Genomic DNA, 16817 nt, shown 5'->3' with positions numbered 1-16817 from the left:
ATGTGAGGACCTGCGAAATGCCAGGATGCTCTCTCACAGGTGCCTGGGATTGACGTCCTATGGGGTGTAGAGGGCCGCATGCGGTGCTGGCCCGCCTTAAGGAGTAAAAGAGATGGCCGATCCCACCACCGTGAGCCCGATGATCACCGATGCAGTGACCCAGTCCAATGTGCAGGTCGTTGGCGATGCGCCCGCCGTTGCGCTCAGCACGCTCTACCAGTCGCAGGCCCATTCGCTTGGCATCCTGTTCGAGAATGCGGTTGCAGCCCAGCAGCAGCAGTACAGCCTCTCTCAGGCTGCAGCGAACCAGGGCATCATGCAGATCTATTCCGTCAACACAACGGCCGCAGCGGGTGCCACGGAGAAGGTGGCGCAGACCGGTGTGTCCGACAATCTGACCAGCCTTCTGACCGTACTGGGCGCGCTGGGCGGCAGCGGCCGCTGATAGGGCTGCCTCACTCTGGTGCTGCTGCTTGCGGCTGCCAACAACTGGGGCCGGCTTCATGCCGGCCCTTGCTTTGCATCCCGGCTGCACGCAGCCGTCGCTTGAAAGGTGGTGGAGGGGGGGTACTGTGAACCTCTGTTGGACATGAGGTCATCGGGGAGGGGCAGATGGAAGCTGCTGAGGCGGATGGGCCGGACATTTACGCATGGGAGGCAGGTAACACCGCCCGGCCCGTGCCCGAGCATCCCGCATCCCTGCGCGGCCTTCTGCATACCTCCACCCATCACTCCACCGGCTTGCTGTTCGGGAATACCCGCAGCTCATACGAGAACCGGCGGATTATTGAGCAGGCTGTCAGATCGGGAACAGATGCTCGTGGAAGCCCCTATCAGATGCCCATCGGCTTCAGCCCTGACCTGATCGCGCCGCAGAGCGGTGTCCCGGACAGCATGCTCAGCCTGCTGACTGTATTGAACGCATTCAAAGGCCGGTTCTGAGAGGGGAGTGGAGCAAATTGCTCACGTCTTCCACAGTCAGGGATTGAAAAATTCCCGCCCTGCCTCACACTGTCCGCAAGGTGGCGTCCTAAGGGGTGTAACGGGCCTGAAGCTTCAAAGGCCTGCTTGAAGGAGTGAATTACATGGCTGATCCTACCACCGTGAATCCGATGATCACCGATGCCGTCACGCAGTCGAACGTGAAGGTTGTCGGCGAATCTCCGGCTGTTGCCATCAGCACCCTCTATCAGTCGATGGTGCATTCGACCGGCATCCTGTTCGAAAACGCCGTTGCCGCCCAGCAGCAGCAGAACTCGCTGGCGCAGGCCGCCGCGAACCAGGGCATCATGCAGATCTACACGCTGGACACGACCGCAGCGGCCGGTGCGACCGAGAAGGTGGCCCAGACCGGCGTTGCCGACAACCTGACCAGCCTGCTGACCGTTCTGAACGCTTTCAGCGGCGGCCGCTGATCCCTTTCCCGGACCTGAGGAGCCGGGAGCACTGGAGCGCTGTCCTTTCCTTGCGGGAGGGCTGCGCTCCCTTTTGCGTTTTTGCACCGGGCGGGTTTATAAGGCGGATCAGAAGACAGAACGGCGGCAGTTGCGCGCCGCATCACCCAGGTTTGCCGCATGTACCTCGTCGCCGCCCTTTACAAATTTGTTCCCCTCGAAGATTTCCGCGATCTGCGCGGGCAGTTGCTGGAGCTGTGCCAGACGCATGAAATCTGTGGCAGCCTGCTGCTGGCGGCTGAAGGGATCAACGGAACAATCGCCGGGACGGAGGAAAACCTGCGCCATGTGCTTGGCGTCATCCGTCAGGACCCGCGCCTTGCGGATCTCACCCACAAGGAATCCTGGTCCGAGCGCAAACCCTTCCAGCGCATGAAGGTGCGGCTGAAAAAGGAGATCGTCACCCTGGGCGTCGAGACGGTCGATCCACGCAAGCGGGTCGGTTCCTATGTGGCGCCGGAGGATTGGAACGGTCTCATTTCCAGCCCGGACGTGCTGGTGATCGATACCCGCAATGATTACGAGTTCGCCTTCGGCACCTTCGAAGGGGCAATCAACCCGAAGACCCGCTCCTTCCGGGAATTTCCGCAGTGGCTGAAGGCGCAGCAGGCGCTGGAGAGCAAGCCGAAGGTTGCCATGTTCTGCACCGGCGGCATCCGCTGTGAAAAGGCCACTTCGCTGCTGCTGGACATGGGCTTCGAGGATGTGTTCCACCTCGATGGCGGCATCCTGAACTATCTGGAAAAGATGCCGGAAGAAAAAAGCCTGTGGTCCGGCGAATGCTTCGTCTTTGACGAGCGCATCGCCGTCGACCACAGCCTCAAGGCCACCTGGGGCCGTAACATCCCTGAAGAGGCCAAGGACTTCGTCCGCAAGCCGGACGTGGAAGATCTGTCTGCGCAGGGCTGAGTTTCAGCCCTTCGCTCCAAACCTGTGAGACGGCAGGCCCGTCAGGCCGGGGCGCAGATGGAAGAGGCTGCCGGACTGCGGCGCGGCTTCGATGCTGGGTGCATCATCCGGGCGCAGGCTGGTGATGACGAGATCGGCCAGCTCCGGCCCGCAGAAACAGGGCATGGTCGGGCGCGGCACGGGCAGGGTGAACTTCGCCAGAAGGGCGCCTGCGGGCGAGAAGCAGTTCAGCACGCCGGCCGAAACGCCTGCGCTCCAGTAATTCCCCGAAGAATCGACCGTGGCACCATCCGGGCGGCCCGTCTCGTTGGTGAGCTGGGCAAAGCGGGTGCGCTCCGACACGGCGCCGGTTGCCGGATCAAAGCGCCAGCGGTCCACCCAGCCAGGCGAGCTGTCGGCATGATACATGGCGGTGCCATCTGGCGACCAGGCGAGGCCATTGGAGACATGCAGTCCGTCGAGGATCTGCGTCACCTTGCCATCGGGGGCAACCCTGTAAAGTCCTGCCACCGGCTGGCGCGGCGAACGGTTGTCCATGGTGCCGACCCAGAAGGCACCATCCGGCCCTGCCTTGCCGTCGTTGAGGCGCGTATGCGGATTGTCAGCTTCGATGCTGGCGATGGTTTGCTGCGCGCCGGTTTGCGGATCGAACAGGATCACCTGATCCCAGACGGCCACGATCAGCCGCCCATCCTCACACAGGGCGAAGGAGCCAACCTCATTGGCGAAGGTCCAGGTTTCCAGCTCACGGCTCTTCCAGTCGAGAGCGTGAATGGCCTTGCCCTTGATATCGGTGAAGAAAAGCTTCTGGCGGCGCTCATCCCAGGTGGGGCATTCGGCCAGCGCGAAGCGGCCATCGAGCAGACAGGTGATTTCGGCAGTCAAGAAAGGCTCCGGATCCATGGATGCGTCGTTTGCGCGCACTATAGGCGGAAGGAGCTGTTGGCGTCGACCTTGCTGTGGTCAGTCGGTGCTTCGGTGGGTACTGTCCAGTGGAAAGGCTGTCTTGCGGACGATGGGCCGGATGGCGAAGGAGGATTTCATCCGCGAAACGCCGGGCAGCCGTGCCAGGGTTTCGCGGTGCAGCCGCTCGAAGTCGTTGGGGTCCTCCGCCGCAAGCCGGAGCAGATAGTCTGCATCACCCGCCATGAGATAGCATTCCATGATCTCGGGGGACTGCCCCACGGCCTGCTCGAAGGCGAGAAGGACCTCGTTGGACTGGCCCGTCAGGGAGATTTCGACGAAGACATCCATGCGCCGCCCAAGCTTGCGCTGGTCAAGCAGAGCGGCATAGCGGCTGATGATGCCGCACTCCTCAAGCGCCCGCACGCGGCGCAGGCAGGCAGATTGTGAGAGGCCGATTTTTTGTGCCAGATCGGCGTTTGGCATCCTCCCGTCCTGCTGAAGCAGGGTGAGAATACGCTTGTCGATCCGGTCTAATTTCATCGCGCCTCGCAGAATATGCGGAATATACCGCCCAAATTCGCATTGTAATGCAAAAATGCCGCTCACGCTGCAAAGAACGCAAGCCTATTCGATCACATCTCCTCTAGTGTCATCGCATAAATCCTTACCAGAGAGGAATAAACGATGCGCATTGGTGTTCCAAAAGAAATAAAGAACCATGAATACCGCGTTGGCCTTACGCCGGATAGTGTCATGGAAGTTGTGGCTCATGGCCATGAAGTTTATGTCGAGACGAATGCAGGTTCCGGTATTGGGGCTGAAGATGCTGCCTACGTAGCGGCCGGGGCCAAGATCTGTGCAACGGCGAAGGAAGTCTTCGATGTCGCCGAAATGATCGTTAAGGTGAAGGAGCCGCAGGCCGTTGAGCGCGCCATGCTGCGCCCCGATCACACGCTTTTCACCTACCTGCATCTGGCCCCGGATCCGGAGCAGACTGCAGACCTCGTCAAGTCCGGTGCGACCTGCATTGCCTATGAAACCGTGACCGATGGCCGCGGCGGCCTGCCGCTTCTGGCGCCGATGTCACAGGTTGCCGGCCGTCTTTCGATCACCGCTGGCGCCAATGCCCTGCAGAAGGCGGCTGGCGGCTCGGGCATTCTCGTCGGCGGCGTTCCGGGTGTGGCGCCTGCCAAGGTCGTTGTCATCGGAGGCGGTGTCGTCGGTGCCCATGCCATCACCATGGCGCTGGGCCTTGGCGCCGATGTGACAGTGCTGGACCGGAACGTCGATGTGCTGGCCGGGCTGTCGCGCACCTTTGGATCGGGCCTGCGCACCGTCTATTCCACCAAGGCAGCGCTTGAGCAGTATGTGCTCGACGCTGATATCGTTGTGGGTGCCGTGCTGGTGGCCGGTGCTGCCGCGCCGAAGCTGGTCACCGCTGACATGATCCGCCGCATGAAGAACGGCTCTGTCGTCGTGGACGTTGCCATCGACCAGGGCGGCTGCTTCGAGACCTCCCGCGCAACCACCCATGCCGAGCCGACCTATATCGTTGACGGTGTGGTGCATTATTGCGTCGCCAACATGCCGGGCGCCGTGCCGCGCACCTCGACCTTCGCCCTTAACAACGTGACGCTGCCTTACACGCTGGCGCTGGCCGATCAGGGCGCCAAGGCTGCGCTCCTGGCCAATCCGGCCTTCCTGCCGGGTCTCAATGTCTACAAAGGCAAGGTGACCTGTCAGGCAGTGGCCGAGGCTCTGGGCTACGACTATGTCGCGCCGGAAGCCGCGCTGAAGGCCTAAGGCTTTCACTGACTGAATGACATGAACCCCGGTGCTGCAAGGCGCCGGGGTTTTGTCATGCGGTTTTGCTATGGTTTTTATTCGGGGCAATCGATGCGGTAATAGATGCCGTCCGGGCCGCGCTTGACGCATTTGCCGGGAGTGAGGGCGCCAATCAGGCCGCCGCCCGCCGCGCCCATCACGCCGCCGGCAACGGCTGCGCCCGGATTGCCGCCCAGCAGCCAGCCTGCGCCAGTGCCTGCCGCCCCGCCGATAGCGGCCCCTGCAACGGCTCGTTCTGTCTGACTGGCTGAGCCGCAGGCGGCAAGTGCAAGCCCGGATGCAAGCAGCAGCGCTGCGGCGGGGAAGGGGACCTGTGGCACGGATCTCTCACAAAACAAGAAGGCCTTCCCCACCGATGGATGGGGAAGGCCTTGCCTGTCAAGTCAAGCCTGCCGCTTACGGGCAGACAACCCGGTACGGGCGGCCGTAACGGTCATAGGCCACGCAGTTTTTCGGCGTGGTTGCCGAGCCGACAATCGCACCACCGGCGCCGCCGATGACGCCGCCAACAAGGGCACCGCCCACGTCGCCCGTCGCCGCGGCACCGATTACGGCACCGGTCGCGGCGCCAAGACCACCGCCGACCAGGGCGCGGTCACGCTGGCTGTCGGACTGGCAGGCTGCGAGCAGCAGACCGGCCGCAGCAAGAACAACGAATCTCTTCATCTGATTTCTCCCGAAATTGCGGATATGATTCCGCAACCAAGACCGGCACCATTATTAGTCCAAAGTGACAGGATTGCGGTGATCCATGTCACTTTTTAACCGACTGGCGCTGATTTGGTTCCAATAAATCGCACCCGTTCACCTCTCAAGGTGACTTCGCAGCCAAGTTCCGTCAAGCGCTACGTAATGCGGCCAGCAAACCGCGTGTGGACGCGTCCTTGCCTTCAGCGGAGACTTCGCCCTTGACCATAGGCAGCAGGGCCGTTGCCAGCTCCTTGCCAAGTTCCACGCCCCACTGGTCAAAGGAGTTGATGCCCCAGATGACGCCTTCCACGAAGACGCGGTGCTCGTAGAGCGCAATCAGACGGCCCAGGGCAAAGGGTGTCAGCTGGTCATGTACGATGGTGATAGACGGCCGGTTGCCGGGGAACACCTTGTGCGGAGCCAGACGCTCCACGTCATCTGCCGCCATGCCGGCCGCTTTCAGCTGCGCCTTGGCTTCATCCAGCGTGCGGCCGAGCATCAGGGCCTCGGACTGGGCGAGGCAGTTGGCCACCAGCATCTCGTGATGATGCGCCAGCTCCGGTTCATGGCCCTTTGCGGCGACGATGAATTCGCACGGGATCACCGCCGTGCCCTGATGCAGCAGCTGATAGAAGGCGTGCTGGCCATTGGTGCCGGGTTCGCCCCAGACCAGGGGACCGGTCTCGGTTTCCACCGTGGTGCCATCCAGCGTCACGCGCTTGCCGTTTGATTCCATGTCGAGCTGCTGCAGATAGGCGGGCAGGCGCGACAGGCGCTGGTCGTAAGGCAGGACGGCGCGGGCGGAGTACCCCATGGCGTTGCGGTTCCACACGCCGGTGAGGCCCAGCAGCACCGGCAGGTTCTGTTCCAGCGGGGCGGTGCGGAAATGCTCGTCCATGGCATGTGCGCCTTCGAGGAACTCCGCAAAGGCATCCGGGCCGATGGCAATCATCAACGGCAGGCCGATGGCCGACCAGACGGAATAGCGCCCGCCAACCCAGTCCCAGAAGCCGAACACGCGGTCTTCCTCAATGCCGAAGGCAGCCACCTTGTCCAGCGCCGTGGAGACGGCGCAGAAATGCGCGCCAACGGCAGCCTCACCCAGCGCTTCGGCGATCCAGGCGCGGGCCGTGCGGGCGTTGGTCATGGTTTCGATGGTGGTGAAGGTCTTGGAGGCGACGATCACCAGTGTTGTGGCCGGGTCCAGATCCTTCAGCGTGTCGGCAATATGCGCGCCGTCCACGTTGGAGACGTAATGCAGGCGCGGGCCATCGTGATAGGGGGCAAGCGCGAGCGTCGTCATCACCGGGCCAAGGTCCGAGCCGCCGATGCCGATGTTGATCACATCGGTGAAAGGCGCACCAGAGGCGCTGGCGATGTCACCCGAGCGGATACCTTCGGCAAAGTCGCCCATGTCTGCGAGAACTTCTCGCACATCGGGCATCACATCCACGCCATCCACCAGCACCGGCTCATCCGACTGGTTGCGCAGGGCGGTGTGCAGCACAGCGCGCTTTTCCGTGCTGTTGATCTTTTCGCCGGCAAACATGGCAGCACGCTGCGTCTCAAGCCCGGCTTCGCGGGCAAAGCGGCAGAGCAGGAAGACGGTCTCGACCGTCAGCAGCGACTTGGAGAAATCGATCAGCAGGTCACCGTCACGCACGCTCAGCTTGTCGAACCGCTTCGGGTCTGCCGCGAAGAGATTGCGCAGGCTGGTGGCCTTCAGGTCATTGGCGTGAGACTTCAGCGACTGCCAGTGGTCCGGAGTGAACATGCAAGCTCCTTAATCGATTTAAAATCCTGCCTGCGCAGGCATACTGCAAATCATGGCAATGATATAGCACGCGGGCATGACAGTGCCATGCCCCAGTTTCCGGGCAGCAGAATGGCAGGGCGCCGGCTGGCGTGAAATCTTCTTTTGCCATTGATGGGTCGCCTTCTGCAGCAGACGGTGGCATGATCAGCCCGTCCGGTTTCTCAGGAGGCTTTTGCATGGCTCAGAGAATCTCGCGCGGTATCGATGTGCTTCTGGCAGAGGCTGCAGAGCTGGTCAGCGCGATTTCAGCCGAAGAGGCGAAGCTGCTGCTTGGCCGTGAAGGTTATGTCTTCGTTGACTTGCGCGACATACGCGAGCTTCAGAAGGAAGGGGCCATTCCTGGTGCCTTTTCCTGCCCGCGCGGCATGCTGGAGTTCTGGATTGATCCGGCAAGCCCTTACCACAAACCTGTTTTCGCCAGCGAGGCGACTTTTGTGTTCTTCTGTGCGGCGGGCTGGCGCTCTGCGCTTGCGGCGCGGACAGCCATCGAGATGGGGCTTGAGCCCGTGGTGCATCTCGATGGAGGCTTTGCGGCCTGGGTGGCGGCAGGTGGTGCCGTCGAGCAAATGGCAAGACGCGCCTGAACCTTGCGCGTCCTGCATCGGTGTGCCTGAACCTCAGGCGCCCGGCATCTGGGTGAAGAGATATCCGCAGTAGCCTGCGTAAAGCAGCAGGAAGGCAGCACCTGCCAGCCGGTTGATCGACTTCAGACCCAGCAGCATCAGTGCCAGCAGAATGGTGACGCCCAGCATCAGCGGAATGTCGAAGCTGGCGATGCTGGGGGCGATTGCGACCGGATGAAACACGGCGGTCGCGCCCAGAATGCCGATGATGTTGAAGATGTTGGAGCCGAGCACGTTGCCGATGGCGATTTCCGAATGGCGGCGGAAGGCGGCAATGGCTGAGGTGGCAAGTTCCGGCAGGCTGGTGCCGACTGCAACGATGGTGAGGCCGATCACCGCTTCGGAGATGCCGTAGCCGCGGGCGATGGACGTGGCGCCGCGCACCAGAAGATCCGCGCCGATAACGAGACCTGCAAGACCGCCTGCGATGAAGGCGAGCTGCATCCAGAGCGGCATCGGCACGGGGGCATGCTCGTCGTCCTCCTCTTCTTCCTCCTTCTTGCCATAGACAGCGGCGTAGAAAAGATAGGCGCAGAGCGTGAAGAACATCGCCGCGCCCATCAGGCGGGAGACATGGCCGAGATAGCCCAGAAGCAGCGTAAAGACAGCGACAAGGGTGACCATGGCCAAGTCCCGGCGGATGCCGGCAATGGCGGTCGGGATCGGGCAGATCACGGCAGCAACGCCGAGAATGAGCAGGATATTGGCGGTGTTGGAGCCGACCACATTGCCGACGGCAATGTCGGGTGCGCCGTCAAAGGCTGCCTTCAGCGAGACCAGCAGTTCCGGCATGGAAGTACCGAAGCCGACGATTGTCAGGCCGATGAGCAGCGGCGGCATGCCAAATCGCGCTGCGATGGAGACCGCGCCTCTCACAAGTGCTTCACCACCCACGAACAGAAGGACAAGACCAGCTGCGAGAAACGTCAGATCCAATGCCATAAAACCAATTCCCTCTGTCAGGTGCCGGATCGGCCGGCCGTGTTCGCTTTGCCTCGAAAGCTGAGCGGAACTAAGATGGTAACTGTCTAAAAACAGCCGGGAAAACCCGACCGCACTTAAGAAGAACCGGCGGGTTTTTCAAGCCCGCCGGTTCGAAGTAGCTCGGGATATGCAGACTATTCTGCAGTTCAGCCTTTGATGCTTGCAGCTTCGCGGGCGCGGGCTTCGATTCCGGCCCAGTCGCCCGAGGCAATCGCCTTGGCATCGGCAATCCACGAACCGCCGACGCACAGGACGTTCGGCAGTGCGAGGTAGCCCGACGCCTTCTCCAGCGTGATGCCGCCCGTCGGGCAGAACTTCACCTGTGCCAGCGGCGAAGACAGGGACTTGAGGTAGGAAGCGCCACCCGCTTGTTCTGCGGGGAAGAACTTGAGGCGCAGGTAGCCGCGCTCGATCAGGGCCATGACTTCCGAAGAGGTGGCCGCGCCCGGCAGCAGCGGCACGTCGAAGTTTTCGGCTGCATCCAGCAGCTTCGGCGTGGCGCCGGGGGAGACGATGAACTTTGCGCCCGCCTTGACGGCGGCTTCATACTGGGCGGCATCCAGCACGGTGCCTGCACCCGGAATGGCGCCTTCCACGTTGTCGGCAACGGCCTTGATGGCCTCCAGCGCGCGCGGGGTGCGCAGGGTGATCTCGATGGCCGGGAGGCCGCCGCGCACCAGGGCCTGTGCCATGGGAACGGCTGCCGCAGGGTCCTCGACGATGAGAACGGGGATGACCGGCGCGGCGGTCATGACAGCTTCAATACGTGCGGTATCCTGCGGCATTCCTGAGGTCCTTCCGGTAGAGGCAGCGTCAGCTGCCGAAAACATGCGCGCCCGTGTCTGCCGTGCCGACGAGGGCACGGAAGGGGGCGAAGAGATCACGGCCCGTGCCGGTCTGGTTGGCCGAGAGGTCATGGGTGGCGAGCGGACGGGCGTTGAACTCCGCCGCATCCACCAGCACCTCAAGAGTGCCCTTGACGGCATCGACGCGGATCACGTCGCCATCCTGAATACGGGCGATGGGGCCGCCGTCGCAAGCCTCTGGCGTGACGTGAATGGCGGCCGGCACCTTGCCGGAGGCACCCGACATGCGGCCATCGGTGACCAGCGCCACCTTCAGGCCCTTGTCCTGAAGGATGCCAAGGGCCGGCGTCAGTTTGTGCAGTTCGGGCATGCCGCAGGCCTTGGGGCCCTGGAAGCGCACCACGGCCACAACGTCACCGGTCAGTTCGCCGCGTTTGAAGGCTGCCTGCAGGTCGTCCTGTGAATTGAAGACGCGGGCAGGGGCCTCGATGATGTGGCGCTCTGCGGCCACAGCGGAAATCTTGATGACAGCGCGGCCCATGTTGCCGTCCAGCACCTTCAGCCCGCCATTCGGCTGAAACGCCTTCGGCATCGGCGCCAGCACCTTTTCATCGCCCGACACGGCAGGCGCAGGATCGCGGCGGACTGTGCCTTCGTCGTTCAGCTTGGCTTCGACGGTGTAGCCGTCGAGGCCGGTGCCGTTGACGGTGCGTACGTCCTTGTGCAGCAGCCCTGCGGACAGAAGCTCGCGGATCAGGAAACCCATGCCGCCTGCGGCCTGGAAATGGTTCACATCCGCCTTGCCGTTCGGATAGACGCGGGCGAGCAGCGGGACCACGTCGGAGAGCTCGGAAATGTCATCCCAGGTCAGCTTGATTCCGGCCGCATTGGCCATGGCGACAAGGTGCATGGTGTGATTGGTGGAGCCGCCCGTGGCGTGCAGGCCAACGACGCCGTTGACGATGGCGCGCTCATCCAGCACTTCGCCGATGGGGGTGTATTCGTTTCCGAGGGCGGTGATCGCCAGAGCGCGCTTGGCAGCCTCGCGCGTCAGGGCTTCACGCAGCGGCGTGCCCGGATTGATGAAGGACGCGCCCGGCATATGCAGGCCCATGATCTCCATCAGCATCTGGTTGGAATTGGCGGTGCCGTAGAAGGTGCAGGTGCCAGGGCCGTGATAGGACTTTGATTCCGACTCCAGCAGTTCTGCCCGGCCGACCTTGCCTTCGGCATAAAGCTGGCGTGTCTTGGCCTTCTCGTCATTGGTGATGCCGGAAGTCATCGGCCCGGCCGGAATAAAGACCGCAGGCAGATGACCGAAGGAGAGGGCGCCGATGACGAGGCCCGGGACGATCTTGTCGCAGATACCGAGGTAGACGGCTGCATCGAACATGGCGTGCGACAGGCCGATGGCCGTGGACATGGCGATGATGTCGCGGGAGAAGAGCGACAGTTCCATGCCCGACTGGCCTTGCGTCACGCCATCGCACATGGCCGGAACGCCGCCTGCCACCTGCGCAACGGCACCGGCATCCCGTGCGGCCTGCCGGATCAGCTCCGGATAGGTCTCGTAGGGCTGATGAGCGGACAGCATGTCGTTGTAGGCGGTGATGATGCCGAGGTTCGGCACCACGTCGCCCGCTAGGGCGGCCTTGTCGGAGACTGTGCAGGCGGCAAAGCCGTGGGCGAGGTTGCCGCAGGCCAGAGTGGAGCGGCGCGGCCCTTTCTCACCATCGGCCCGGATCCTGTCCAGATAGCGGGAACGGTTGTCGTGGCTGCGCTTGACGATGCGCTCGGTCACCTCTGCGATGCGGGCATGCACGGTCATGGAACTTTCTCTCCCTCAGTTCCGGGGCGGGAGGGCGCATCAGGCGTCCAGAGCAGATCACAATCCCGCCGCCCTGCGGATTTAATCGATTTAAGCCGAAGCGGCAACAGCTTCCGGCATGTCATTTGCGATCCGTGTCACCGTGCCGCCAGCATGGGGCGGCGGCACGGTTGCCCATATGCGGGCTGGATCAGGCGTTTTCTTCCGACCAGGTGCGGCCATCGCGCTCGATCAGGGCGATCGACGCGGAAGGGCCCCATGTGCCGGCGGTGTAGCCCTTGGGCTGATCCTTGGTGTTTGACCAGGATTCGAGGATCGGATCGATCCACTCCCAGGCCGCGTCCACTTCATCGCGGCGCATGAACAGGGTCTGGTTGCCGCGGATCACGTCCATGATCAGGCGCTCATAGGCATCCGGATTGCGCACCTTGAAGGCGTCGGCAAAGCTCATGTCCAGCGGCACCTTGCGCAGGCGCATGCCGCCGGGGCCCGGGTCTTTGATCATGATTTCCATCTTCACGCCCTCATCCGGCTGAAGGCGGATGACGAGGCGGTTGTCGGTGATGACACCGGCTTCCGCGCCGAAGATGGAGTGGGGAATCGGACGGAACTGCACGACGATTTCCGACACGCGGGTAGCGAGGCGCTTGCCCGTGCGCAGGTAGAATGGCACGCCGGACCAGCGCCAGTTGGCGATCTGTGCCTTGATGGCCACGAACGTCTCGGTCAGGCTGTCGTCCCGGCCAAGTTCTTCCAGATAGCCCGGCACGGCGCCGCCGGAGGAGGCGCCAGCCTTGTACTGGCCGCGCACGATCTGCTTTTCCACCAGCTCGGGCGTGAAGGGCGCCAGCGCCTTCAGCACTTTCAGTTTTTCGTCGCGCACGCTGTCCGCATCCATCGAGGCGGGCGGCTCCATGGCGACGAGGCACAGCAGCTGGAGAATGTGGTTCTGCACCATGTCGCGCAGGGCGCCCGCCGTGTCGTAGTAACCGGCGCGCCCGCCGACGCCGAGCGATTCAGCGACGGTGATCTGCACATGGTCGATGTGGGCGGCATTCCAAAGTGGCTCGAACAGGGCATTGGCAAAGCGCAGCGCCATCAGGTTCTGCACCGTCTCCTTGCCGAGATAGTGGTCGATACGGAAGATCTGGTGTTCCTGGAACACCTTGCCGATGGTCTCGTTGAGTGCCTTGGCCGATTGCCCGTCCTTGCCGATCGGCTTTTCGATGACGACGCGGGTGTTGTCATTGACAAGGCCTGCCTTGCCTATACCGGCGCAGATGGTGCCGAAGATGTCCGGCGAGACTGCGAGGTAGAAGGCGCGGACCACGTCCGGGCGCTCGTTCAGGATCTTGCCCAGTTCTGCCCAGCCTGCGTCTGCGGCCACATCGATGGCGATATAAGTCAGGCGGCCAAGGAAGCGGGTGAGCGCGGCATCGTCGAGATCCTTGATATGCTCGCGCAGGGCAGCTTCCGCCCAGGTGCGGTATTCACCGGAAGAGAATTCGCGCCGTGATGTGACGAGAATGCGGGCTGCATCCGGAATCTGGCCGTCGAGATCGCGGAAATAGAGGGCCGGAAGCAGCTTGCGGTGTGCGAGGTCACCGGTGCCGCCGAATACGACCAGATCGAAATCATCCACTGCGATCACGCGAACGGCCATGCTCCTCGTCTCCCTTTTGGAGTGCGGCCGCGATGGCCGTCTGATTTATTTCGATGAGTTAAATAAAGGAAATCGGGTTGGGCTGCAATGCTAACACGCATTCGCATGAACGTCTCCGCCCGTTTCAGCCTTTTTATGGAGCGGAGACGAAAGCCTTTTCAAATCAAGCGGCTAGTTCGGCCGGAGGCTCCATGGCACCGGTCATGATCGCCACTGCATCCGACATGGAAAAATCAGATGGCTTGATGATTGCAGCGCGTTTGCCAAGCCTGTGGATGTGGATCCGGTCTGCCACTTCAAACACGTGCGGCATGTTGTGGCTGATCAGGATGATCGGCAGGCCGCGGGAATTCACGTCCTTGATGAGATCCAGCACGCGGCGGCTTTCCTTCACGCCGAGTGCGGCTGTCGGCTCGTCCATGATGATCACCTTGGAGCCGAAGGCCGCTGCGCGGGCGACCGCAACACCCTGCCGCTGCCCACCCGAAAGCGTCTCCACCGTCTGGTTGATGTTCTGGATGGTCATCAGGCCGAGTTCCGCCAGTTTCTTGCGGGCGAAGTCTTCCATCGCCCTGCGGTCCAGCGTGCGGAACACCTTGCCCATCAGGCCGGGTTTGCGGATTTCCCGGCCCATGAACATGTTGTCGGTGATCGACAGGGCTGGGGACATGGCAAGCGTCTGGTAGACGGTCTCGATCCCGGCCATGCGCGCATCATTGGGGGAGGCGAAGCGGATCTCCTTGCCATCCAGGTGGATGCTGCCGCTGTCCGGCGTCACGGCACCGGACAGCGCCTTGATCAGCGTGGACTTGCCCGCACCATTGTCGCCGATGACGGCGAGGATCTCGCCCGGCATCAGGTCGAAGTCGCAATGATCCATGGCGGTGACGCGGCCATAGCGCTTGACGAGGCCACGGGCCTTCAGAACTGCCTCGGTCATGCCGTTACCTTTCTGATCCACTGGTCGATGGTGACGGCGGCAATGATCAGCACGCCGATGAGGAGATAGGTCCACTGAGGATCGGCGCCAGACATGCGCAGGCCCAGTTCGAACACGCCGACGATCAGCGCACCGAAGAAGGCGCCGACGATGGAGCCGCGCCCGCCGAAGAGCGAGATGCCGCCGATCACCACAGCGGTAATTGCCTGAATGTTGCCGATGACGCCGGTGGTGGCCGAGGGCGAGACGGAGCCGAAACGGCCGATCATGACCCAAGCGGCAAGGCCGCAGATGAAGCCGACGAGCATGTAGACGGACATGAGCGTGCGGTGCACGTTGACGCCCGCAAGCTTGGCAGCTTCCGGATCATCGCCAACGGCATAGACATGCCGTCCCCAGGCAGTGCTGCGCAGGGCATAGGCCAGAACCGCCACCACGAGAATCATCAGGATGACGCCATAGGTGAGGCTTGCGCCGCCAACCTTGAGCGTTGTGCCGAGGAACTGCAGGAAGGGCGCCTGCGTCTCGATGTCCTGCGCGCGGATGGTTTCATTGGCAGAGTAAAGATAATTGGCGGCCAGAACGATCTGCCACATGCCGAGTGTAACGATGAAGGGCGGCAGCTTGACGCGCGATACCAGCCAGCCGTTGACCGCACCGATCATCGTGCCGCAGGCAAGGCCGATCATCACGGAGACGGCGGGTGGAATGCCATAGCGGAAGGTGAACTGGCCCATGATCACCGATGTCAGCACCGCAATGGCGCCGACGCTGAGGTCGATGCCGGCGGTGAGGATGATCAGGCTCTGGGCTGCCGCCAGCACGCCGACGATCTGCACCTGCTGCAGGATCAGCGTCAGGGCAAAGGGGGAGAAGAACTTCTCTCCCAGATAGGCGCCGAACAGCAGGATGGCTGCGAGGAGAACGAGCAGCGGAACAAGCGCCGTGTTCGTGTGCAGCGCATGGTGAAACTGATGCAGGATGCCCTTCTTCTGATCCTGAAACTCGGCGAATTTCTCTTCGCGGCGCGTCTTTACCGCGTCCTCGAAGCTGTCGGTCTTGCTCACGGCAAAGCCTCCCGCTGTGAGAGAGGTGCCGGGTGCAGGGCGCACCCGGACCGTCTCCGGCATGTTTTCCGGTTTTCCTGACGTCAGGGATCAGGCGGTGCTGCCGCCTGATCCGCATGCACGAGGGATCAGCCCCAGCAGAGCTTCTTGCCTTCCTCGACGGAGATGGACTTCACGCCATCCACCGGCTTGCCTGTGACAAGCGAGACACCCGTGTCGAAGAAATCCTTGCCGTCGGAGGCCATCGGCTTGGTGCCGTCCTTGGCCCAGGCGGCAATCGCCTCGATGCCCTTGGAGGCCATCAGCAGCGGATACTGCTGGGAGGTGGCGCCGATGACGCCGGCTTCCACATTAGCGACGCCCGGGCAGCCGCCATCGACGGAGACGATCAGCACGTCCTTCTCGCGCCCGATGGCCTTCAGGGCCTCATAGGCGCCAGCGGCGGCGGGCTCGTTGATGGTATAGACCACGTTGACCGAGGGGTCCTTGGCCAGCAGGCTTTCCATGGCCTTGCGGCCGCCTTCCTCGTTGCCCTGGGTCACGTCATTGCCGACGATGCGCGGATCGGTTTCATCGCCCCACTTGTTCGGGTCGCCCAGCTCAATGCCGAAGCCCTTCAGGAAACCCTGATTGCGCAGCACGTCTACGGTCGGCTGCGATACATCGAGGTCCAGCATGGCGATCTTTGCGTCAGCGGTCTTGTCCCCAAGGGTCTTTGCGGCCCACTGGCCGATCAGTTCACCGGCCAGGAAATTGTCGGTGGCGAAGGTCATGTCAGCCGAATCCAGCGGGTTCAGCGGGGTGTCGAGCGCGATGACGAGAATACCCGCGTCACGAGCCTGCTTGACGGCCGGAACAATGGCGGAGGTGTCGGACGCGGTCAGGAGGATGCCCTTGGCGCCGTTGGCGATGCAGGTTTCGATGGCCGCAACCTGGGTGTCGTTGTCACCATCGACCTTGCCAGCATAGGCATTCAGTTCGATGCCCAGTTCCTTGGCCTTGGCTGCAGCGCCCTCGCGCATCTTCACGAAGAACGGGTTGGTGTCCGTCTTGGTGATAAGGCAGGCATTGACCGTATCTGCCTGTGCCGGGGCAATGGCGCCCATGGCTGCGAATACGGAACCTGCGAGAAGCATCTTGCGGATCATTGTCGTCATCCTCCCTGACCGTTTTCTCTCCTCCCGTTCTGGCCCCGGCCGGTTCAGGCCAGAACGGCTGCCCCTCAAGCTGTCGAGGGGGGCTTCCAGACGGAGGGCTCCCACCCCCGCCGATCCTTTCAGGCCTCC

Annotated in this window: 18 protein-coding genes; 6 read left to right on the top strand and 12 right to left on the bottom strand. The window is 62.6% G+C overall.

The window, feature by feature from the left end; genetic code table 11:
* The first annotated feature begins 112 nt into the window (after positions 1-112).
* The 4 genes from V6L75_RS18500 to trhO all read left to right on the top strand — a co-directional run bounded on the left by V6L75_RS18500 (position 113) and on the right by trhO (position 2363).
* The gene (locus V6L75_RS18500) at positions 113-445 is read left to right on the top strand and encodes a RebB family R body protein (protein WP_334252959.1); all 333 of its coding nucleotides are present in this window, start codon (positions 113-115) and stop codon (positions 443-445) included.
* A 167-nt stretch (positions 446-612) separates the two neighbouring features.
* A complete protein-coding gene (locus V6L75_RS18495) occupies positions 613-942 on the top strand; it encodes a hypothetical protein (RefSeq protein WP_334252958.1) in 330 nt (109 codons plus the stop codon).
* A 143-nt stretch (positions 943-1085) separates the two neighbouring features.
* Positions 1086-1415 carry a RebB family R body protein gene (locus tag V6L75_RS18490; RefSeq protein ID WP_334252957.1) on the top strand — a complete coding sequence of 110 codons (330 nt, stop codon included), beginning with the start codon at positions 1086-1088 and terminating at the stop codon, positions 1413-1415.
* 159 nt (positions 1416-1574) lie between these two features.
* Positions 1575-2363, top strand: a complete 789-nt coding sequence (gene trhO / locus V6L75_RS18485; protein ID WP_334252956.1) for an oxygen-dependent tRNA uridine(34) hydroxylase TrhO — start codon at positions 1575-1577, stop codon at positions 2361-2363.
* Positions 2364-2366: 3 nt separating this feature from the next.
* Here the strand turns inward: trhO and V6L75_RS18480 are convergent, their stop codons facing one another.
* Both V6L75_RS18480 and V6L75_RS18475 read right to left on the bottom strand, forming a co-directional pair.
* Positions 2367-3248, bottom strand: coding sequence for an SMP-30/gluconolactonase/LRE family protein (locus tag V6L75_RS18480; RefSeq protein WP_334252955.1), 882 nt, complete (start codon positions 3246-3248; stop codon positions 2367-2369).
* Between the two features lie 78 nt (positions 3249-3326).
* Complete coding sequence (locus tag V6L75_RS18475) at positions 3327-3809, bottom strand: Lrp/AsnC family transcriptional regulator (RefSeq protein ID WP_334252954.1); 483 nt, start codon at positions 3807-3809, stop codon at positions 3327-3329.
* A gap of 144 nt (positions 3810-3953) precedes the next feature.
* On the opposite strand from V6L75_RS18475, the gene ald reads away from it, so the two are divergent.
* Positions 3954-5072: an alanine dehydrogenase gene (gene ald, locus V6L75_RS18470; protein ID WP_334252953.1), complete on the top strand. Its 1119-nt coding sequence runs from the start codon at positions 3954-3956 to the stop codon at positions 5070-5072.
* 77 nt (positions 5073-5149) lie between these two features.
* Here ald and V6L75_RS18465 read toward each other — a convergent pair whose 3' ends face one another.
* The 3 genes from V6L75_RS18465 to pgi all read right to left on the bottom strand — a co-directional run bounded on the left by V6L75_RS18465 (position 5150) and on the right by pgi (position 7578).
* Positions 5150-5434: a bacteriocin gene (locus tag V6L75_RS18465; RefSeq protein WP_334252952.1), complete on the bottom strand. Its 285-nt coding sequence runs from the start codon at positions 5432-5434 to the stop codon at positions 5150-5152.
* A gap of 76 nt (positions 5435-5510) precedes the next feature.
* Entirely contained in the window at positions 5511-5780 is a 270-nt protein-coding gene (locus V6L75_RS18460; RefSeq protein ID WP_019964496.1) for a glycine zipper domain-containing protein, read from the bottom strand.
* 172 nt (positions 5781-5952) lie between these two features.
* The gene (gene pgi, locus V6L75_RS18455; protein WP_334252951.1) at positions 5953-7578 is read right to left on the bottom strand and encodes a glucose-6-phosphate isomerase; all 1626 of its coding nucleotides are present in this window, start codon (positions 7576-7578) and stop codon (positions 5953-5955) included.
* Positions 7579-7796: 218 nt separating this feature from the next.
* On the opposite strand from pgi, the gene V6L75_RS18450 reads away from it, so the two are divergent.
* Positions 7797-8204 carry a rhodanese-like domain-containing protein gene (locus tag V6L75_RS18450; protein ID WP_334252950.1) on the top strand — a complete coding sequence of 136 codons (408 nt, stop codon included), beginning with the start codon at positions 7797-7799 and terminating at the stop codon, positions 8202-8204.
* Positions 8205-8237: 33 nt separating this feature from the next.
* Here the strand turns inward: V6L75_RS18450 and V6L75_RS18445 are convergent, their stop codons facing one another.
* The 7 genes from V6L75_RS18445 to V6L75_RS18415 all read right to left on the bottom strand — a co-directional run bounded on the left by V6L75_RS18445 (position 8238) and on the right by V6L75_RS18415 (position 16679).
* Entirely contained in the window at positions 8238-9185 is a 948-nt protein-coding gene (locus V6L75_RS18445; protein WP_334252949.1) for a calcium/sodium antiporter, read from the bottom strand.
* 188 nt (positions 9186-9373) lie between these two features.
* Positions 9374-10012 (bottom strand): 2-dehydro-3-deoxy-phosphogluconate aldolase, encoded by a 639-nt coding sequence (locus V6L75_RS18440; RefSeq protein WP_334252948.1) that lies wholly within the window; start codon positions 10010-10012, stop codon positions 9374-9376.
* 28 nt (positions 10013-10040) lie between these two features.
* Positions 10041-11861, bottom strand: coding sequence for a phosphogluconate dehydratase (gene edd / locus V6L75_RS18435; protein WP_334252947.1), 1821 nt, complete (start codon positions 11859-11861; stop codon positions 10041-10043).
* Between the two features lie 190 nt (positions 11862-12051).
* The gene (gene zwf, locus V6L75_RS18430) at positions 12052-13524 is read right to left on the bottom strand and encodes a glucose-6-phosphate dehydrogenase (RefSeq protein ID WP_334252946.1); all 1473 of its coding nucleotides are present in this window, start codon (positions 13522-13524) and stop codon (positions 12052-12054) included.
* 163 nt (positions 13525-13687) lie between these two features.
* Positions 13688-14464, bottom strand: a complete 777-nt coding sequence (locus tag V6L75_RS18425) for an ATP-binding cassette domain-containing protein (RefSeq protein WP_334252945.1) — start codon at positions 14462-14464, stop codon at positions 13688-13690.
* Positions 14461-15594, bottom strand: a complete 1134-nt coding sequence (locus V6L75_RS18420; protein ID WP_425498807.1) for an ABC transporter permease — start codon at positions 15592-15594, stop codon at positions 14461-14463. The genes V6L75_RS18425 and V6L75_RS18420 overlap by 4 nt, the downstream gene beginning before the upstream one ends.
* A 65-nt stretch (positions 15595-15659) precedes the next feature.
* Positions 15660-16679 carry a sugar ABC transporter substrate-binding protein gene (locus V6L75_RS18415; RefSeq protein WP_334253008.1) on the bottom strand — a complete coding sequence of 340 codons (1020 nt, stop codon included), beginning with the start codon at positions 16677-16679 and terminating at the stop codon, positions 15660-15662.
* Positions 16680-16817: the final 138 nt, after the last annotated feature.

Origin of the sequence: Pannonibacter anstelovis (assembly GCF_036881715.1) — a bacterium.
GTDB lineage: Bacteria > Pseudomonadota > Alphaproteobacteria > Rhizobiales > Stappiaceae > Pannonibacter > Pannonibacter anstelovis.
This window is presented reverse-complemented; position numbering and strand designations above follow the sequence as displayed.